At 67.3% G+C, this 18,956-nt stretch carries 16 protein-coding genes; 14 read left to right on the top strand and 2 right to left on the bottom strand.

Features of this window, described 5'->3' with window-relative positions:
• Positions 1-3 precede the first annotated feature (3 nt).
• The 9 genes from pssA to ACT54L_RS17335 all read left to right on the top strand — a co-directional run bounded on the left by pssA (position 4) and on the right by ACT54L_RS17335 (position 9,499).
• Entirely contained in the window at positions 4-846 is an 843-nt protein-coding gene (gene pssA, locus ACT54L_RS17375) for a CDP-diacylglycerol--serine O-phosphatidyltransferase (RefSeq protein WP_476086899.1), read from the top strand.
• A 281-nt stretch (positions 847-1,127) separates the two neighbouring features.
• Positions 1,128-2,744 carry an ABC transporter substrate-binding protein gene (locus ACT54L_RS17370; RefSeq protein WP_476086898.1) on the top strand — a complete coding sequence of 539 codons (1,617 nt, stop codon included), beginning with the start codon at positions 1,128-1,130 and terminating at the stop codon, positions 2,742-2,744.
• A gap of 180 nt (positions 2,745-2,924) precedes the next feature.
• Positions 2,925-3,938: an ABC transporter permease gene (locus ACT54L_RS17365; protein ID WP_476086897.1), complete on the top strand. Its 1,014-nt coding sequence runs from the start codon at positions 2,925-2,927 to the stop codon at positions 3,936-3,938.
• Positions 3,935-4,834: an ABC transporter permease gene (locus ACT54L_RS17360; protein WP_476086896.1), complete on the top strand. Its 900-nt coding sequence runs from the start codon at positions 3,935-3,937 to the stop codon at positions 4,832-4,834. Before ACT54L_RS17365 ends, ACT54L_RS17360 begins: the two co-directional genes overlap by 4 nt.
• A gap of 11 nt (positions 4,835-4,845) precedes the next feature.
• Positions 4,846-6,594 carry a dipeptide ABC transporter ATP-binding protein gene (locus tag ACT54L_RS17355; protein ID WP_476086895.1) on the top strand — a complete coding sequence of 583 codons (1,749 nt, stop codon included), beginning with the start codon at positions 4,846-4,848 and terminating at the stop codon, positions 6,592-6,594.
• 51 nt (positions 6,595-6,645) lie between these two features.
• Positions 6,646-6,858 carry an AtzG-like protein gene (locus tag ACT54L_RS17350; RefSeq protein WP_476086894.1) on the top strand — a complete coding sequence of 71 codons (213 nt, stop codon included), beginning with the start codon at positions 6,646-6,648 and terminating at the stop codon, positions 6,856-6,858.
• A 14-nt stretch (positions 6,859-6,872) separates the two neighbouring features.
• On the top strand, positions 6,873-8,315 hold the full coding sequence (locus tag ACT54L_RS17345) for an AtzE family amidohydrolase (protein WP_476086893.1): 1,443 nt from the start codon (positions 6,873-6,875) through the stop codon (positions 8,313-8,315).
• An 8-nt stretch (positions 8,316-8,323) separates the two neighbouring features.
• Positions 8,324-8,710 carry an oxalurate catabolism protein HpxZ gene (hpxZ, locus tag ACT54L_RS17340; protein WP_476086892.1) on the top strand — a complete coding sequence of 129 codons (387 nt, stop codon included), beginning with the start codon at positions 8,324-8,326 and terminating at the stop codon, positions 8,708-8,710.
• A gap of 75 nt (positions 8,711-8,785) precedes the next feature.
• Positions 8,786-9,499, top strand: coding sequence for a GntR family transcriptional regulator (locus ACT54L_RS17335; protein WP_476086891.1), 714 nt, complete (start codon positions 8,786-8,788; stop codon positions 9,497-9,499).
• Positions 9,500-9,502: 3 nt separating this feature from the next.
• Here the strand turns inward: ACT54L_RS17335 and ACT54L_RS17330 are convergent, their stop codons facing one another.
• Positions 9,503-9,994: a CinA family protein gene (locus tag ACT54L_RS17330; protein ID WP_476086890.1), complete on the bottom strand. Its 492-nt coding sequence runs from the start codon at positions 9,992-9,994 to the stop codon at positions 9,503-9,505.
• Positions 9,991-11,160: a bifunctional 2-C-methyl-D-erythritol 4-phosphate cytidylyltransferase/2-C-methyl-D-erythritol 2,4-cyclodiphosphate synthase gene (locus tag ACT54L_RS17325; protein ID WP_476086889.1), complete on the bottom strand. Its 1,170-nt coding sequence runs from the start codon at positions 11,158-11,160 to the stop codon at positions 9,991-9,993. The genes ACT54L_RS17330 and ACT54L_RS17325 overlap by 4 nt, the downstream gene beginning before the upstream one ends.
• Positions 11,161-11,389: 229 nt before the next feature.
• Here ACT54L_RS17325 and dusB point away from each other — a divergent pair, with 229 nt between their 5' ends.
• The 5 genes from dusB (at position 11,390) to ntrX (ending at position 18,921) form a co-directional block, all read left to right on the top strand.
• The gene (gene dusB / locus ACT54L_RS17320) at positions 11,390-12,391 is read left to right on the top strand and encodes a tRNA dihydrouridine synthase DusB (protein ID WP_476086888.1); all 1,002 of its coding nucleotides are present in this window, start codon (positions 11,390-11,392) and stop codon (positions 12,389-12,391) included.
• The gene (locus ACT54L_RS17315) at positions 12,388-13,515 is read left to right on the top strand and encodes a two-component system sensor histidine kinase NtrB (protein WP_274774007.1); all 1,128 of its coding nucleotides are present in this window, start codon (positions 12,388-12,390) and stop codon (positions 13,513-13,515) included. The genes dusB and ACT54L_RS17315 overlap by 4 nt, the downstream gene beginning before the upstream one ends.
• Before the next feature lie 7 nt (positions 13,516-13,522).
• Positions 13,523-14,965 (top strand): nitrogen regulation protein NR(I), encoded by a 1,443-nt coding sequence (ntrC, locus tag ACT54L_RS17310; RefSeq protein WP_476086887.1) that lies wholly within the window; start codon positions 13,523-13,525, stop codon positions 14,963-14,965.
• A gap of 176 nt (positions 14,966-15,141) precedes the next feature.
• The gene (locus ACT54L_RS17305) at positions 15,142-17,553 is read left to right on the top strand and encodes a sensor histidine kinase NtrY-like (protein ID WP_476086886.1); all 2,412 of its coding nucleotides are present in this window, start codon (positions 15,142-15,144) and stop codon (positions 17,551-17,553) included.
• A 3-nt stretch (positions 17,554-17,556) separates the two neighbouring features.
• Entirely contained in the window at positions 17,557-18,921 is a 1,365-nt protein-coding gene (gene ntrX, locus ACT54L_RS17300) for a nitrogen assimilation response regulator NtrX (protein ID WP_476086885.1), read from the top strand.
• The last annotated feature ends 35 nt before the right edge of the window (positions 18,922-18,956 follow it).

Raw genomic sequence — 18,956 nt, 5'->3', positions numbered from 1 at the left:
GCCATGACCACGCCGTTCCAGCCACTCGGTCCCGAAGATGAGGCTCGCCCCCGGTTCGGCCGCATCGGCCGCATTCCCCTGCGGGTTCTGTTGCCGAACCTCGTCACGCTGCTCGCCTTGTGCTCCGGCCTCACCGCCGTGCGCATGGCCATTGAGAGCCGGATGGAACTGGCGCTGGCGGCCATCGTCTTCGCCGCCATCCTGGACGGCGTGGATGGACGGCTGGCCCGGGCGCTGAAGGGCACATCCAAGTTCGGGGCCGAGCTGGACAGCTTGGCGGACTTCGTGAATTTCGGCTGCGCGCCGGCCCTCATCCTCTATATGTGGGGCCTCGATCAGGTGGGCTCCATCGGCTGGATCGCCGCGCTCATCTTCGCCATTTGCGCGGCGCTGCGCCTGGCACGCTTCAACGTCATGCTGGACGACCCGGACCGGCCGGCCTTTACCGCCGACTTCTTCACCGGCGTGCCGGCGCCGGCCGGTGCCATCACGGTGCTGCTGCCGGTCTATCTGGAGCTGATCGGCGTGCCCCACGGGGTCATGAGTGCGCCATTTGCTCTCATCTATTGCCTCGGCATCGGCGTGCTGATGATTTCCAAGGTGCCCGCCTGGTCCGGCAAGACTCTGGGCAAGCGCGTGCGCAAGGACATGGTGCTCCCGCTGTTCGTGCTCTTTGCCCTGTTTGCGGGCCTGCTGGCGAGCTATCCCTGGGTGGTCCTGGCGGTGTGCAGCCTCATCTATCTCGCCCTTCTGCCCATCTCGACCGTGCGCTATCGCCGGCTGATGGCCGCCCATCTGGCCGATCAGGCCGCCGCTAAGGCGTCCCCATCTTCCCATCCCGTCTGACACCCGGCGCGCTGAATGTCGGGCCGCCCCTGCGCGGGGGGCATGGCGTGGGCAGATGCGGGAGGCGAATGCCCAATCGGGCGGCGTCTGTGTTCCGCGCATTTGCATGCAATGTGCACAAGAATGATTAAAGTATGTGCAATTAAAGAGGGTGAGCGGTCTTTTGACAGAGCCGTAAGTTGAAGTAAAATTCTGAAATATAAGACTTTTATAAAAATCGTATGCAATTGGCACGGTGCTTGAATGGGAAGGGGCATGCCTTTCCAAAAGGGGACCAGCCGATGAATCGCCGTGAGTTCATGAAGTCCGCCTCCGTCACTGCGCTCGCCACCGGCGGCGTGGCTGCGCCGGCCGTGTTTTCGCCGGCGGAAGCGCAGAGCCGGGCGGAGACGTTGCTCATCGTCTCCGAAAGCGGGCCCAACAATCTGGATATTCAGGGCGTCGGCACCAATGTGCCCGGCTATGAGGCGGCATGGAACACCTATGATCGGCTCATCACCCACCCCATGAAGGACGTGAACGGCACGCCTTATTACGACCGCGACAAGTTCGAGGGCCAGCTGGCCGAGGACATGGTGCTCGGCGACATGTCGGTGACCTTCAAGCTGAAGAAGGACATCGTCTTCCACGACGGCACCCCCATCACCGCCAAGGATGTGAAGTGGTCGCTGGACCGCGCGGTCTCCGTGGGCGGCTTCCCCACCTTCCAGATGAAGGCCGGCTCGCTGGAAAAGCCCGAGCAGTTCGTGGTGGTGGACGACCGCACCGTGCGCGTGGACTTCATCCGCAAGGACCGGCTCACCATCCCCGATCTCGCGGTGATCGTGCCGTCCATCTACAATTCGGAGCTGGTGAAGAAGAACGCCACCGAGAAGGACCCCTGGGGCCTGGAATATACCAAGCAGAACACCGCCGGCTCCGGCCCCTACAAAGTGACCAAGTGGACTCCGGGCACGGAAGTCATCTTCGAGCGCAATGACAAATGGGTCGGCGGCGTGCCGAAGATGAAGCGCATCATCTGGCGCATGGTGCCTTCCGCCGGCAACCGTCGCGCCCTCCTGGAGCGGGGCGATGCGGACGTGTCCTACGACCTGCCCAACAAGGATTTCGTGGAGCTGAAGGAGAGCGGCAAGCTCACCATCATCTCCACGCCCTACTCCAACGGCCTGCAATATATGGGCATGAACGTCACCAAGCCGCCCTTCGACAATGTGAAGGTGCGCCAGGCCATGGCCTATGCCATGCCCTACCAGAAGATCATGGACGCGGTGCTGTTCGGCCTTTCCAAGCCCATGTTCGGCGCTCCCGCCGACTATAAGACCGAGGTCGCCTGGCCGCAGCCCACCAAATACACCACCGATCTGGCCAAGGCGAAGGCGCTGCTGACCGAGGCCGGCTATCCCGACGGCTTCGAGACCGAGATTTCCTTCGACCTCGGCTTTGCCGGCGTCAACGAGCCGCTCTGCGTTCTGGTGCAGGAAAACCTCGCCCAGATCGGCATCAAGACCACCATCAACAAGATCCCGGGTGCCAATTGGCGCACCGAGCTCAACAAGAAGGTGATGCCGCTCTTCACCAACGTCTTCTCGGGCTGGCTGGATTATCCCGAATATTTCTTCTTCTGGTGCTACCACGGCAACAATTCCGTGTTCAACACCATGAGCTACCAGTCCAAGGCCATGGACGCCTTCATCGACGGCGCCCGCGCCGCCGCCGCCAATGGCGACAAGGCGGCCTATGATGCGGACATCAAGGGCATGGTGGACCTGGCCTTTGCCGACGTGCCGCGCATCCCGCTGTTCCAGCCTTATGTGAACGTCGCCATGCAGAAGAATGTGTCGGGGTACCAGTACTGGTTCCACCGCCGCCTGAACTACGCGACCTTCCAGAAGAGCTGATCTCGGACGGGGAGGGGCGCTGCGCGCAGGCCGGGGGCGACCCCGGGGGGCGCCTGCGATCGTGCCTCTCCCCACCGGGCCGCCCATCCGGCCCCTGCGGCGCGATCTGGCGCCAAGTTTGCTTCATTCCTTCCTGCCACCGGACCGAGGCGCACCGCGCGCCATCAGGAGAAGGCCGTCATGCTCAAGCTGATCGCCAGTCGCCTCGCCACCGCGATCCCCAGCCTCATTGGCGTGGTGATCGTGACCTTCCTGCTCACCCGCGTGCTGCCCGGCGACACGGCTGCCTATTTCGCAGGCCCCGCCGCCACGCCGCAGGCCATTGCCGAGATCAGGACGAAGCTCGGCCTCGACAAGTCCTTGCCCGAGCAGTTCATGGATTATGTGGGCGCCCTGGCGAAGGGGGACCTGGGCACCTCGCTTTCCACCGGCCAGCCGGTGGCCCACGAGATCGCGACCCGCCTGCCGGCGTCCGCCGAGCTGACGCTGTCCGGTCTGATCCTGGCGCTGGCCATCGCCATTCCCTTCGGCATTGCGGCGGCGGTCAAGCAGGGATCGTGGATCGACCATGCCTGCCGCGTCATCACCACCGCGGGCGTTTCGCTGCCGGTTTTCTTCACCGGCCTGCTGCTGGTCTATGTGTTCTATTTCAAGCTGGGGTGGGCACCCGCGCCCTTGGGGCGGCTCGATGCCTTTGCCACGGCGCCCAATGATGTCACCGGCTTTTTTGTCTTCGACAGCCTCATCGCCGGGGATTTGGAGACCTTCCGCGCGGCCCTGGCGCAATTGGTGATCCCGGCCCTGACGCTGGCCATCTTCGCTTTGGCCCCCATCGCGCGCATGACCCGCGCCTCCATGCTCTCTGTGCTCTCCTCCGAATTCGTGCGCACGGCGCGGGCGGCGGGGCTGACCCCCTATACCGTCATCATCGTCTATGCGTTCCGGAACGCCCTGCTGCCGGTCATCACCACGCTCGGCATGGTGTTCTCCTTCCTGCTGGGCGCCAACGTGCTGGTGGAGAAGGTGTTCGCCTGGCCGGGCATTGGCTCCTATGCGGTGGAGGCGCTCATCACCTCCGATTATGCGCCGGTGCAGGGCTTCGTGCTCGCCATGGCCATCCTCTATGTCGCCCTCAACCTGGTGATCGACATTGCCTACGGCATCATCGATCCGCGCGCCCGGAGCGAAGCATGACCCTCGCCAATCCCGCCGACGCCCCCGGGCCGTCCCGCAGCCAGAGCCCGCTCGTCGCCACCCTGAAGCATGCCCAATATGTGATCTCGGACAATCCGGTCACCGGGCTCGCCTTCGGCATGGCGGTGATCCTCATCCTTGCCGCGCTCATCGGCCCCTATGTGGTGCCCTATGACCCGCTGGCCAGCGACACCAAGATCGCCCTCCAGGCCCCGTCCTGGGCCCATTGGTTCGGCACCGACCAACTGGGCCGGGACATCTTCTCCCGCGTGGTGGTGGCGACGCGCCTTGACCTTGCCATCGCCGTCTTCTCGGTGGCGCTGGTGTTCGCGGTGGGCGGCATTGCCGGCATCGCGGCGGGCTTTTTCGGCGGCTGGACGGACCGGATCGTCGGGCGCATCTCCGACACCATCATGGCCTTTCCGCTGTTCGTGCTGGCCATGGGCATCGTGGCGGCGCTGGGCAATACGGTGACCAACATCGTCATTGCCACCGCCATCATCAATTTCCCGCTTTATGCCCGCGTCGCCCGTGCCGAGGCGGCGATCCGCCGTCAGGCGGGCTTCATCCAGGCTGCCCGCCTCACCGGCAATGGCGAATGGCGGATCATGCTCACGCAGATCCTGCCCAACATCATGCCCATCATGATGGTGCAGATGTCGCTGACCATGGGCTACGCCATCCTCAACGCCGCCGGCCTGTCCTTCATCGGCCTGGGCGTGCGCCCGCCCACGGCGGAGTGGGGCATCATGGTGGCAGAGGGCGCCTCCTACATCATTTCCGGCGAATGGTGGATCGCCCTGTTTCCGGGCCTCGCGCTGATGTTCGCCGTCTTCTGCTTTAACCTGCTGGGCGACGGTCTGCGCGACATCGTCGATCCCCAGCGCCGCACCTGAGGGAGGCGACCATGCATGGCGTCATCGATCCTGCCACCGCGGCGCTCGCCGGAGAGACCCCCAAGGGCCCGCTGCTGGAAGTTCGCGACCTGACGGTGGAGTTTTCCACCCGCAAGGGCATCGTGAAGGCGGTCAAGCACGTGAACCTTACCGTGGCCAAGGGCGAGACCTTGGGCATTGTGGGGGAGAGCGGCTCGGGCAAGTCCGTCACCTCCTATACGGTCATGCGCATCCTCGATCGGGCGGGGCGCATCGCGGAGGGCTCCATCACCTTCTCGGGCATCGACATTGCGGACGCCCCCGAGCGCCAGATGCGCGACCTGCGCGGGCGGGAAATGTCCATGATCTTCCAGAATCCGCGCGCCGCGCTGAACCCCATCCGCAAGGTGGGCCACCAGATCGGCGACGTGCTGCTGCACCATCTCCAGGCGCAGCCCTCCAATGTGGAGGAAAAGGTCATCGACATCCTGAAGCAGGTGCGCATCGCCCGGCCGGAGGAGCGCTACCACGCCTATCCGTTCGAACTGTCGGGCGGCATGTGCCAGCGCATCGTCATCGCGCTCGCGCTCGCCTGCCGGCCCCAGCTCATGATCGCCGACGAGCCCACCACCGGTCTCGACGTGACCACCCAGAAGGCGGTGATGGACCTGGTGACGGAACTGACCCGCGCGCGGGGCATGTCCACCATCCTCATCACCCACGATCTGGGCCTTGCCGCCACCTATTGCGACACCGTGATGGTGATGGAAAAGGGCGAGGTGGTGGAGACGGCGCCGGCCGAGCGCATCTTCCGCGCGCCCCAGCACCCCTATACCCGCAAGCTGATGCGGGCGACGCCTCGCCCCGGCATCACGCTGAAGGACCTGCTGCCGGAAGGGGAGGCGGGGGCTGCCCCAGCGCCCACCGCCGCCACGGTGGCAGCGAGCGGCACGCCCTTGCTCAAGGTGGAAAACCTCGTCAAGGAATATCCCCGCCAGGGTGCGCCGGTGGCCTTTCTCAAGGGCCTCATGGGCCAGAAGCCGCCGCGCGAGGAGATGATCTTCAAGGCGGTGGACGGCATCTCGTTCGAGGTCAAGAAGGGCGAGAGCGTTGGCCTCGTGGGCGAGAGCGGCTGCGGCAAGTCCACCACTTCCACCATCGTCATGCGCCTGATCGACCCCACAGCCGGACGCATCACCTTCGATGGCGAGGATATCGGCGCCATTCCCGCCCGGGAATTTGCCCACCATCCCATGCGCCGGCGCATCCAGATGGTGTTCCAGGACCCGACCGAAAGCCTCAATCCCCGCTACACGGCCGCCCGCGCCATCGCCGACCCCCTGCTGCGCATGGGCGGCATGTCCGGCGGAGCGGCATTGCGGGCAAAGGTCGAGGAACTCGCCGCTATGGCGGGTCTTCCCGGCGAGCTGCTGGATCGCTTTCCGCACCAGCTCTCCGGCGGCCAGAAGGCGCGCGTGGGCATCGCCCGCGCCATCGCCCTGAAACCCGATCTCGTGATCCTCGACGAGCCCACGGCCGCGCTCGACGTGTCCGTCCAGGCGGTGGTGCTCAACCTGCTGGAGGAGCTGAAGCAGACGCTGGGCATGAGCTATCTCTTCGTGTCCCACGACCTGCATGTGGTGAAGCTGCTCTGCGACCGGGTCATCGTCATGCGCCAGGGGCGGGTGGTCGAGGAGGGCACGTCCGACCAGGTGCTGGACGCGCCGAAGGATGCCTATACCCGCGAACTGATCGCCGCCATTCCCCATCCCCCGGTGTGACGCCGGGGGCCTTGCCTTCCTTCCCTTCCCGCTCGTCCCAAGGAGACGCGGATGTCCGATCCCCTCACGCCCGTGCCAGCCGCCGAGGAGCGCGATCTGGAGCGCCTCCTGGACGGCGCCATCGGGGCCTTCGCCCTCACCGTGGAGCCGGAATGGCACCGGGAAGCCATGGCCTATCTGCGCAACATCGCGGACGCCGCCGCCTTCGTCATGGCCTATGACGTGGGCGACGAGTGCGACCCCGCGCCGGTCTATCGGCCCTGAGAGCGGAGCACCCCATGCTTGAGCCCTTCGATCCGGCCGCACCCGCGCCGTCCCAGGCGGATGCGTCCGCATTCGCTACCGCGCCCGCCCATGAAATCGCGGCCGCGGTGAAGTCCGGCCAGGTCAGCGCCCGCGCGGTGCTGGAGGCGAGCCTCCAGCGCATCGCCGCGCTGGAACCGCAGGTGAATGCCTTCACCGATGTCACCGTTGAGCGGGCCCGCGCCAAGGCGGATGCGGTGGATGCCGCCCGCGCCGCCGGGCACGAACTGGGGCGCCTCGCGGGCGTGCCCTTCGCGGTGAAGAACCTGTTCGACATTGCCGGCCTGCCCACCCGCGCGGGTTCGCTCATCAACCGCACACATCCGCCGGCAGCGCAGGACGCGACCTTGGTGGCACGGCTTGAGGCGGCGGACGCCGTGCTCGTGGGCGGCTTGAACATGGGCGAATATGCCTATGATTTCACGGGCGAAAATGCCCATGATGGCCCCTCGCGCAATCCCCATGCGCTGGGACATATGTCCGGCGGGTCTTCCGGCGGCTCGGGGGCGGCGGTGGCGGCGGGCGAGGTGCCGCTCGCGCTCGGCTCCGACACCAACGGCTCCATCCGGGTGCCCTCGGCTTTATGCGGCATCTTTGGGTTGAAGCCCACCTATGGCCGCCTTTCCCGCGCCCACACCTTTCCCTTCGTCTCGGCCTTCGACCATCTCGGCCCCTTCGCCCGTTGCCCGCAGGATCTGGCGCTCGCCTATGATGCCATGCAGGGCGAGGACCCGGCCGACCCCTGCCTGACGCCCCGGCCGTTCGAGCCCACCGCCGCGCGCCTGTCGGAAGGTATTGGCGGCCTGAAGGTGGCGGTGGCCGGTGGCTATTTCCGCGCCAAGGGCATGCCGGAAGCCTTTGCCGCCGTCGATGCGGTCGCCGCCGCGCTTGATGCCAGCCGCATGGTGGAGATACCCGAGGCCGCCCGGGCCCGTGCGGCCGCCTATGTCATCACGGCGGCAGACGGCGCCGCCCTCCATGCCCGTCGCCTCCACGCCCGCGCCGGCGACTATGACCCCGCCGTGCGCGACCGGCTGATCGCCGGCCTTGCCATTCCCGCCGCCTGGACCACGGCGGCGCAGAAATTCCGGCGGGTCTATCGGGCGCAAGTGCTCAAGCTGTTCGAGGAGGTGGATGTGATCCTTGCCCCCTCGACTCCCTGCCGGGCGCCGGAACTGGGGCAGAAGACCTTCGTTCTGGATGGCGAGACGATGCTGGTGCGGCCCAATCTTGGCCTCTTTACCCAGCCCATCTCCTTCATCGGCCTGCCGGTGGCGGCGGTGCCGGTGTGGCTGGACGAGGGGCTGCCGCTTGGCGTGCAGGTGATTGGCGCGCCTTGGCGGGAGGATGCTGTGTTGCGTGTTGCTGAGGCGCTCTGGCAGGCAGGTGTCTGCCGGGCGCCGGTGGCCAAGCTGTGAGGACAAACGTGGAGATCAACCTTCCCGACGTGGTGGCCGAGGTGACGGCCGCCTTTGCGCGCTACGAAGAAGCCCTGGTGACCAATGATGTGGAGACGCTGGAGGCGCTGTTCCACGATCACCCCACCACTATCCGCTATGGCGGTGGGGAGAACCTCTACGGCATGGATGAGATCCGCGCGTTCCGCCGCGGCCGTTCTCCCGTGGGGCTGATGCGGACGCTGCAGCGCACCGTCATCACCGCCTATGGCCATGACATGGCGGTGGCCTCCACGCTGTTCGTACGGGACAATGGGCCCGGCAAGATTGGCCGCCAGCAGCAGACCTGGGTGCGCTTCCCGGAAGGCTGGCGCGTGGTGGCGGCCCATGTGAGCGTCATTCCCGACCCGCTCTGACACCCGTTGCGGCGCGCGGGTCCGGTAAGGCCCGCGCTTCGCCTCCTTTGAGAATCCCGTTACGTTTGGCGTTGCATGACCACCCTTGCCCCCTCGCCCGTCGCTCCCGAACGGCCGCCCCGCACCCGTCGCCGCCGCGCGGCGGTCCGCGCGGTCACGCGCACGGAGGAATTGCGGCTCCAGATCGCCGACGACATCGTGCGCGGCCGCATCGCGCCGGGTACGCCTCTGGAGGAGATGGACATCGCCAAGCGCTATGGCGTGTCCCGCACGCCGGTGCGCGAGGTGATCCGGGACCTGGCGGCCTCGGGCCTGGTGGAGACGCGCCCCCACCGCAGCGCCCTGGTGGCCAAGCCCACCTTGGACCGGCTGCGTGGCATGTTCGAGGTGATGGCGGAGCTGGAGGCGCTCTGCGCGGGCCTGTGCGCCGTGCATATGACGCCGTCCGAACGGGGCCAGCTCCAGGCGATCCATGCGGATCTGGCCGATCTGACCCGCCGTGGAGACGAGACCCACTACACCTTCCTGAACGACCGCTTCCACACGTTCTTATATAGTGGCGCCCATAACGACTACCTTTGCGAGCTGACGCTCGCCACCCGCGCCCGCCTCCAGCCGTTCCGCCGGGCGCAGTTCCGCAATCTGGGGCGTCTGGCTCTGTCCTATGCGGAGCACGACAAGGTGGTCACCGCCATCCTGCGCGGCGACAAGGCCGAGGCTGCCACCGCCATGCGGGCCCACATCCTGACCGTTGAAGTGGCCTACGAGCGCTACGCCGAGAGCGTCTGACCCTCAGTCCGCCGCCTCCGCCAGCATGTCGAGGGCGACCAGGACGGAGCGGCGGCGGATCTCGTCGCGGCTGAGCGGGCCGAAGCGCATCTCCCGATGGCGCGTGACGCCGCCCTTGCGGGCGCTGGCGAAATGGACGAGGCCCACGGGCTTCTCCGCCGATCCGCCGCCTGGCCCCGCCACGCCCGTGATGGCGACGCTGACCCCGACGCCAGCCGCAGCGAGGGCGCCTTCCGCCATGGCCCGGGCGGTCTGTTCGCTCACCGCGCCATAAGCGGCCAGCGTCGCCTCGGGCACGCCGATCATCTGCATCTTGGCGGTGTTGGAATAGGTGACGAAGCCCCGGTCCACCACGTCCGACGAGCCCGGCACCGCCGTCAGCGCGCCAGCCACGAGGCCGCCGGTGCAGGATTCTGCTGTGGCGAGGGTGAGGCCGGCAGCGCGGCAGGCGGTCAGCACCCGTTCGGCGGCGGCATAGATGTCGGCGTCGATCATGCCTCGTCCTCCGGCAGGCGGATGGTGGCGGAAGCCATGGCGGCGATGCCCTCCCGGCGGCCGGCAAAGCCCAGCTTCTCCGTGGTGGTGGCCTTCACGCTGACGCGCTCCACCGGCACTCCGGCAATTTCCGCGATGCGCGCGCGCATGGGCTCACGGTGCGGGCCGATCTTGGGCGCCTCGCAGATGAGGGTGAGGTCGAGATGGGCAATGCGCCCGCCCCGGGCCCGCACCTTTTCCGCCGCGAACGCCAGGAAGCGGTCGGAAGTGGCGCCTTTCCATTGGGGGTCGGAGGGCGGGAAATGGGCGCCGATGTCGCCGTCGCACAAGGCGCCAAGCACGGCGTCTGTCAGGGCGTGGAGGCCCACGTCCGCGTCCGAATGCCCATCGAGGCCCTTGTCGAAGGGCAGGGGGATGCCGCCCAGCATCACATGGTCGCCGGGGCCGAAGGCGTGGACGTCAAAACCCGTGCCGGTGCGCACGTCGGTGAGAGGGCGGGAAGCGCCGGCACGGGCCAGATCCTCGGGATGGGTGAGCTTCACGTTGCTGGTCTCCCCTTCAAACACGGTCACCTTATGCCCTGCCGATTCCATGACCGCCGCATCGTCGGTGAGCCCGGCGATGTTTTCCTGACAGGCGCGCTGATGGGCGAGGCGCAGGCTCTCATAGCGGAAGGCCTGGGGCGTCTGTACGGCGCGCAAGGAGGCACGCGCGGGCGTCCCGGTGACCTGCTCCTGGTCGTCCACCACCTTGATGGTATCGGTGACGGCGATTCCCGGCACCGCCGCGCCGAACCGTGCCCCCGCGTCCACGGCGCGGGCGATGAGCGCCGGGCTGGCGAAGGGGCGGGCGGCATCGTGGACGAGCACCACCTCCGGGGCATGGGGCACGAGGGCTTCTAGGCCCGCGCGCACCGAATCCTGGCGCTCCGCCCCGCCTGGAACTGGGGCCAGGAGCTTGGGCAGGCCGGCGCCCGCCTCGGCAAAGAGAGCGGCATCATCGGGGTGAATCACCACCTGGACCGTGGCAATGGCTGGATGGTCGCAAAAAAGCCGCAGCACGCGGCGCATGACGCTCTCGCCGTTCAGCTTGCGGTACTGCTTCGGCACGTCCCCGCCCATCCGGGAGCCGCGCCCGGCGGCCACGATGATGACGGCACATTGCATGACCGATGGTCCATTCCCGGCAGAAAAATCAGCCCCTTGAACAGCCGCCACACGCTCCGCGCAAGCGGAAAGACGGACCCTGTGAACTGGAGCCGGACCCGTGCCGGGACCACTCGGCGCCCATTCGTTCAGCATGCCCTTGCATGGGTCGAATGAATGTCTAGAATGTAGGCACTCGTTAGGTGGCCTAATTTCTGTGCAAGCAAACGCGCTCTTTCCGTCCTCTCCCGTGCGAATCGGCCCGCATGAGCTGCCGAACCCGGTGGTGCTCGCCCCCATGGCGGGCATTACCGATGCGCCCGTGCGCGAGATGGCGCTGCGCTACGGGGCAGGTCTCGTCGTGTCCGAGATGGTGGCGAGCGAGGCTTTGCTCGACGGCCATGTGGAAATGAACCTGAAGACCGCCCGCTCGGGCAATGCGCTCCATGCGGTGCAACTGGCCGGCAATGATCCCCGCTGGATGGCGGAGGCGGCGCGTTTCGCAGAAGGCCAGGGCGCGGATATCATCGACATCAATATGGGCTGCCCCGCCAAGCGGGTGACGACGGGCGCGGCCGGCTCGGCCCTGTTGCGCGACCTGCCGCTGGCGGTAGCCATCCTGGAGGCGGTGCGCGCGGCGGTCGGGGTCCCCGTCACGCTGAAGACGCGCCTCGGCTGGGACGAAAGCGCGACGGTCGCCCCCCATCTGGCGCGCCTCGCGCAGGAGATCGGCATCGCCCTTGTGACCATTCACGGGCGCACCCGCTTTCAATTCTACACCGGCACGGCCGATTGGGCCGCCATCCGGGCGGTGAAGGACGCCGTCACCATCCCCATCATCGCCAATGGCGACCTGACCCGCTGCGGCGACGCGCCCGCCATGCTCGAGGCTTCCGGCGCCGACGGCGTGATGATCGGGCGCGGCGCACAGGGGCGGCCTTGGTTCCCCGGCCGGGTGGCGCGCTTCCTCGCCACCGGCCTCGAGCCGCCGGAGCCTGCCCTGGCCGAACAGCGCGACGTGCTCCTGGAATTGTTCGACGGCTGGCTGTCGCTTTACGGCGCCAGCCTCGGCGTGCGGCAGGCGCGCAAGCATGTGGGCTGGGCGCTGGAGGCGGGTGCGCACACCGCAGGGCGTCCGGCGGAATGGGTGAAGGCGTGGCGAGCCCGCCTTCTGACCATGGAGGATCCGAACATGGTCAAGGCCGGCATCGTGGATGCCTATGACGATCTCAGCTGGAGGGCTGCCGCATGAAAGCCGAGATGAAGCGTCGCCCCGAGCCCGATGCGGGCTTCACCCGGGCCATCCTCGATTCGGTGCCCCATCCGGTGGTGACGCTCTCCGAGACCGGGCAGATCGTGGATGCTAACGTCGCCGCCGAGGCCTTTTTCGAGGTCAGCCTTCCGGTGCTGCGCCGCCGGGCCTTCGCCGAATTCCTGCCCTTCGGCACGCCGCTCCTGGGCCTCATCGACCAGGTGCGGGCGCGCGGCGCGCCGGTGAACGAATATCGCGTGGACCTCGGCACGCCGCGCAATGGCACCGAGCGGGTGGTGGACATTCATGTGGCCCCTGTCGCCGAGCGGCCCGGCCATGTGGTGGTGATGCTCCAGGAGCGCACCATCGCCGACAAGATGGACCGCCAGCTCACCCATCGCGGCGCCGCCCGCTCCGTGAGCGCCCTGGCTTCCATGCTCGCGCACGAGATCAAGAACCCCCTGTCCGGTATTCGCGGTGCCGCCCAGCTCCTGGAGCAGTCGGCCGGGGATGAGGACCGGGCGCTGACCCGTCTGATCTGCGATGAGGCGGACCGCATCGTGAAGCTGGTGGACCGCATGGAGGTGTTCTCCGACGAGCGGCCCATCGAGCGCGAGCCGGTCAACATTCATGCGGTGCTGGAGCATGTGCGCACGCTGGCCTCGTCCGGCTTTGCCCGCCACATCCGCTTCGTGGAGGAGTATGATCCCTCCTTGCCGCCAGTGCTGGCCAATCGGGACCAGCTGATCCAGGTCTTCCTGAATCTCGTCAAGAACGCCGCCGAGGCCATCGAGCCCGACACCGACGGCGAGATCCAGCTGACCACCGCCTTCCGCCCCGGCGTGCGGCTGACCGTCCCCGGCGCTTCCTCGCGGGTCAGCCTGCCGCTGGAATTTTGCGTGCGGGACAATGGCAAGGGCGTCCCCGACGACCTGTTGCCCCATCTGTTCGACCCGTTCGTGACCACCAAGCCCACCGGCAGTGGCCTCGGCCTTGCATTGGTGGCGAAGATCATCGGCGACCATGGCGGCATCGTCGAATGTGACAGCCAGCCCCGCCGCACCACCTTCCGCGTGCTCCTGCCCATGTACCGCGGCAAGAGCGCCGCCTCTGACCAGAACTGAGGTATCCATGCCCACCGGAAGCATCCTGGTCGCCGACGACGACGCCGCGATCCGCACGGTGCTCAACCAAGCCCTTTCGCGCGCCGGCTATGAGGTGCGCAGCTGCGGCAATGCCGCCACCCTGTGGCGCTGGGTCAGCCAGGGTGATGGCGATCTCGTCATCACCGACGTGGTGATGCCCGACGAGAACGCGTTCGATCTGCTGCCGCGGATCAAGAAGGCGCGGCCGGACCTGCCGGTCATCGTCATGAGCGCCCAGAACACCTTCATGACCGCCATCCGCGCCTCCGAGCGCGGCGCTTACGAATATCTGCCCAAGCCCTTCGACCTGAAGGAGCTGATCTCCATCGTCGGCCGCGCCCTGGCGGAGCCCAAGAAGGCCGATCACCGCGCCCACGGTTCCGAGGAGAACGAGAATATCCCGCTGGTGGGCCGCTCCCCCGCCATGCAGGAAATCTACCGCCTGCTTGCCCGTCTCATGCAGACCGACCTCACCGTCATGATCGCGGGCGAGAGCGGCACCGGCAAGGAACTGGTCGCGCGCGCGCTGCACGATTATGGCAAGCGCCGCTCCGGTCCGTTCGTTGCCATCAACATGGCGGCCATCCCGCGCGACCTGATCGAGAGCGAGCTGTTCGGCCACGAGAAAGGTTCGTTCACCGGCGCCACCACCCGCAATCCTGGCCGCTTCGAGCAGGCGGAGGGCGGCACGTTGTTCCTGGACGAGATCGGCGACATGCCCATGGAGGCGCAGACCCGCCTCCTGCGCGTGCTCCAGCAGGGCGAGTACACGACGGTGGGCGGGCGCACGCCCATCAAGACCGACGTGCGCATCATCGCCGCCACCAACAAGGACCTGCGCACCCTCATCCAGCAAGGCCTGTTCCGCGAGGACCTGTTCTTCCGCCTCAATGTGGTGCCGCTGCGCCTGCCGCCGCTGCGCGAGCGGTCCGAGGATGTGCCGGATCTGGTGCGCCACTTTTTCCTCCAGGCGGAGCGGGAGGGGCTGCCGGCCAAGCAGATCGACAGCGCCGCCCTCGACCGGCTGAAGCGCTACCGCTGGCCGGGCAACGTGCGCGAGCTGGAAAACCTGGTGCGGCGCCTGGCCGCGCTCTACCCGCAGGAGATCATCACCCCCTCCATCATCGAGGCGGAACTCTCGGAACCCCAGCCGAGCGCCATGTCCGAGGAAGGGCCGGTGGATGCCACCCTTGGCGCCTCGGTGGAACGCCACCTGAACACCTATTTCGGCGGCTTCGGGGAGGATTTGCCCCCGCCCGGCCTCTATCATCGCATCCTGCGCGACGTGGAGTACCCGCTCCTGTCGGCGGCCCTGGCCGCCACGCGGGGCAACCAGATCAAGGCAGCCGAGCTGTTGGGGCTCAATCGGAACACGCTGCGCAAGAAGATCCGGGACCTGGACATCCAGGTGATCCGCACCTCGCGCTGAGCGCGCCGGATGGGGCGGGCCTGACCGGGCCCGTCCCTTACCCACAGGATGGGTATTTTTTGACCCGTTGCTAAAAATGGGTCTTGCGGGCTGGACCGCTGTCACATTTTTGCACCAGTGTCGTTCCACTGCATCAGTGCGCGGCGACTCGTGGCGCGACAGCGGTGAAGGAAATCATGAGCCTGACCTCGCAGGACCGCACCGAAGGCAGCCCTTTTGGCGTCAATTCGGGCATGGGGTTCGGCTACTTCGCCCCGCTGATGGTGCTTCTGGCGCTCATTTCAGCCCTTGCCACATTTTTGATCCTCATGGGCCTGACACCGGTGGTGCCCACTCATGAGGTGGTCATCGGCCTGCTGGCGGGTAATGCGCTGGCGGTGGCGGTGCTCTCCGTCATGGTGGGGCGGGAAGTGTGGCGCATCATGCGCGCCCGCAAGCGCGGCCGCGCGGCCGCCCGCCTGCACGTGCGCATCGTCAGCCTGTTCGCGGTGGTGGCGGTGGTGCCGGCCATCCTGGTGGCGGTGGTGGCAAGCCTCACCCTCGACCGGGGCCTGGATCGCTGGTTCTCCGTCCGCACCCGCGAGATCGTGGCAAGCGCGGTGCAGGTGGCGCAGACCTATGTGCGCGAGCATGCCCTGAACATTCGCGGCGACGTGCTGGCCATGGGCAATGACCTGACCCGCCTGAAGCCGCTGTTCGACAACGACCGCGAGCGCTTCCGCCAGATCCTCACCGCCCAGGCGGCGCTGCGAAATCTCCCGGGCTCGGTCATCATCGACAAGGAACTGAAGGTCATCGAGCGCGCCCAGATCAATGCAGGGCGCGAATTCCTGGTGCCCAGCAACATCGCCATCGGCGAGGCGACGGTGGAGCAGCCGGTCATCTACCTGCCCTCCGATGCGGACTATGTGGGCGCGGTGGTCAAACTGCGCGATTATGACGACCTTTATCTCTACGTGGCCCGGCCCATCGACCCCCGCGTGATCGGCTATCTGAAGGCCACACGCGACACGCTCGCCGATTATGAAAGCCTGGAGGAGCGGCGCTTCGGCGTCCAGGTGGCGTTCGCGCTGATGTACACGGTCATCACCTTGATCGTGCTGCTCTCGGCGGTCTGGCTGGGGCTGAACTTCTCCAAATGGCTGGTGGCGCCCATCCGCCGCCTGATGTCCGCAGCCGACCATGTGGCCGCCGGCAATCTCGACGTGCAGGTGCCCATCTATCGCGCCGAGGGCGATCTGGCCGCGCTGGGCGAGACCTTCAACAAGATGACCGCCGAATTGCGCCAGCAGCGCGATGCCCTGCTGCGGGCCAACGACCAGATGGACAGCCGCCGCCGCTTTACCGAGGCGGTGCTCTCCGGGGTGGGCGCGGGGGTGATCGGCATCGATCCCGATTTGCAGATCACCATCCTCAACCGGTCGGCCGAGCGTCTGCTTGGGGTGCGGGAGGCCGATGTCCTCGGCCAGCTCCTGGCGGAGGTGGTGCCGGAGGCGGAGCATCTCATCGCCGAGGCGAAGGCCGACGAGCGCCAGCGCACCGTCCAGGGCACCATCACCGTCAATCGCGAAGGGCGCGAGCGGGTGTTCACCGTGCGCCTGACCACCGAGCAGTCGGGGGAGGCGAGCCACGGCTGGGTGGTGACGCTGGACGACATCACCGCCCTCATAGCCGCCCAGCGCACCTCGGCCTGGGCGGACGTGGCCCGCCGCATCGCCCATGAGATCAAGAATCCGCTGACCCCCATCCAGCTCTCCGCCGAGCGCTTGAAGCGCAAGTATGGCAAGCACATCACCCAGGACCGGGATGTGTTCGACCAGTGCACGGACACCATCATCCGGCAGGTGGGGGACATCGGGCGCATGGTGGACGAGTTCTCGTCCTTCGCCCGCATGCCCAAGCCCGTGGTGGACAGCCAGGATCTGGCGGAGACCATCCGGCAGACCATCTTCCTCATGCGGGTGGGGCACCCGGATGTGAGCTTCGAGGCGGAGGTGCCGCCGGAACTGCCGGCCCGCTTCGACCGCCGCCTCATTTCCCAGGCCCTAACCAACATCATCAAGAACGCCGCCGAGGCGATCGAGGCCGTGCCCGCCGACCTGCGCGGCAAGGGGCGGGTTCGCGTCAGCGCGGTGCGCGCAGGAGAAGACCTGATCGTGGATGTCATCGACAACGGCACCGGACTGCCGCAGGAGAGCCGTAACCGCCTCCTGGAGCCTTATGTGACCACCCGCGAAAAGGGCACGGGCCTCGGCCTCGCCATCGTCGGCAAGATCATGGAAGAGCACGGCGGCGGTATCGAACTGAACGACGCGCCGGAGGGCCGGGGCGCCTGGATTCGCCTGCGCCTGAGGGCTGACGGCATTCCTCTGGAGACCGTCAAGCCCCAGCCCAAGGCCGTGCCCCGGGCCAGTGCGCCCACCGGCTCCGCCACTCCCGCTGCCTCTGCTACCCCCGCCACCCCAGACGCGGCACGCCCGCCCGCCACCGAGTCCACCCCCACTCCCGCCCCGGCCGCTCCTGCGGAAGCCGGCCTGAGCGACGCGGCAGCCCCGAGCGCCGCCTCCTCACCCTCCAAGGGAGCCTGAGCCATGGCCCATGACATTCTCATCGTCGACGACGAAGCCGACATTTGCGGCCTCGTTGCCGGCATCCTGGAGGACGAAGGCTATACGGCCCGCACCGCCCGCGACGCGGACAGTGCTCTTGCCGCCATCGCCAGCCGCCGCCCCAACCTGATTTTCCTCGACATCTGGCTCCAGGGCAGCCGGATGGACGGGCTGGAACTGCTCGACACCATCAAGGCCGATCACCCCGACGTGCCGGTGGTGATGATTTCCGGTCACGGCAACATCGAGACGGCGGTGGCCGCCATCAAGCGCGGCGCCTATGACTTTATCGAGAAGCCCTTCAATGCGGATCGCCTGGTGGTGGTCACCGAGCGCGCCCTTGAAACCTTGCGGCTGCGGCGGGAAGTCAAGGAGCTGAAGCAGCTCACCCAGCCCCACACCATGGTGGGCCGCTCCAGCGCCATCCAGCAATTGCGCGCCACCGTCGACCGCGTCGGTCCCACCAATTCCCGCATCCTCATTGTCGGTCCCTCCGGCTCGGGCAAGGAACTGACCGCGCGCCTCATCCATGCGGCTTCGACCCGCGCGCGGGGACCCTTCGTGGTCATCAATGCCGCCGCCATCACCCCCGAGCGGCTGGAGTTCGAGCTGTTCGGCGTCGAAGCCGGGGAAGGGCGCGAGGCCCATCGCGGCGCCCTGGAGGAGGCCCATGGCGGCACCCTCTTCCTGGACGAGGTGGCCGACATGCCGCGCGAAACCCAGAACCGGGTGCTGCGCGTGCTGGTGGAGCAGACCTTCACCCGCATCGGTGGCACCGCCAAGGTGAGTGTGGACGTGCGCATCATCTCCTCCACCGGGCGCAACCTGGAGGAGGAAATCGCCGGCGGCCGGTTCCGCGAAGACCTCTACCACCGCCTCTCGGTGGTGCCGATCCGCGTGCCGCCGCTGGCCGAACGGCGCGAGGACATCCCGGATCTGGTGGATTTCTTCATCGAACTCATCTCGCAGACCACCGGTCTTGCCCGCCGGCGCATCGCCGACGACGCCATGGCCGTGCTCCAGTCCCATGACTGGCCTGGAAATGTGCGCCAGCTGCGCAACAATGTGGAGCGGGTGCTGATCCTGGCCGGTGGGGACCCTGAGGCCATCGTGACCGCCTCCATGCTGCCCCCGGACGTGGGCGCGCTGGTGCCCAACCTGCCGAACGGGAATGGCGGCGAGCATCTCATGGGCCTGCCCCTGCGAGAGGCGCGGGAGGTGTTCGAGCGCGAATATCTGTCCGCCCAGATCAACCGCTTCGGCGGCAACATCTCGCGCACGGCCGAATTCGTGGGCATGGAGCGGTCCGCGCTCCACCGCAAGCTGAAGGCCCTCGGCGTCGGCTGAGGGCGAGCGGTCCGGCGCGACGGCACCGGACGTGA

The sequence above is a fragment of the Aquabacter sp. DMC10 genome (genome assembly GCF_056314145.1).
Note: the sequence above shows the minus strand (reverse complement) of the source record. Positions and strands in the feature narration are given on the sequence as shown.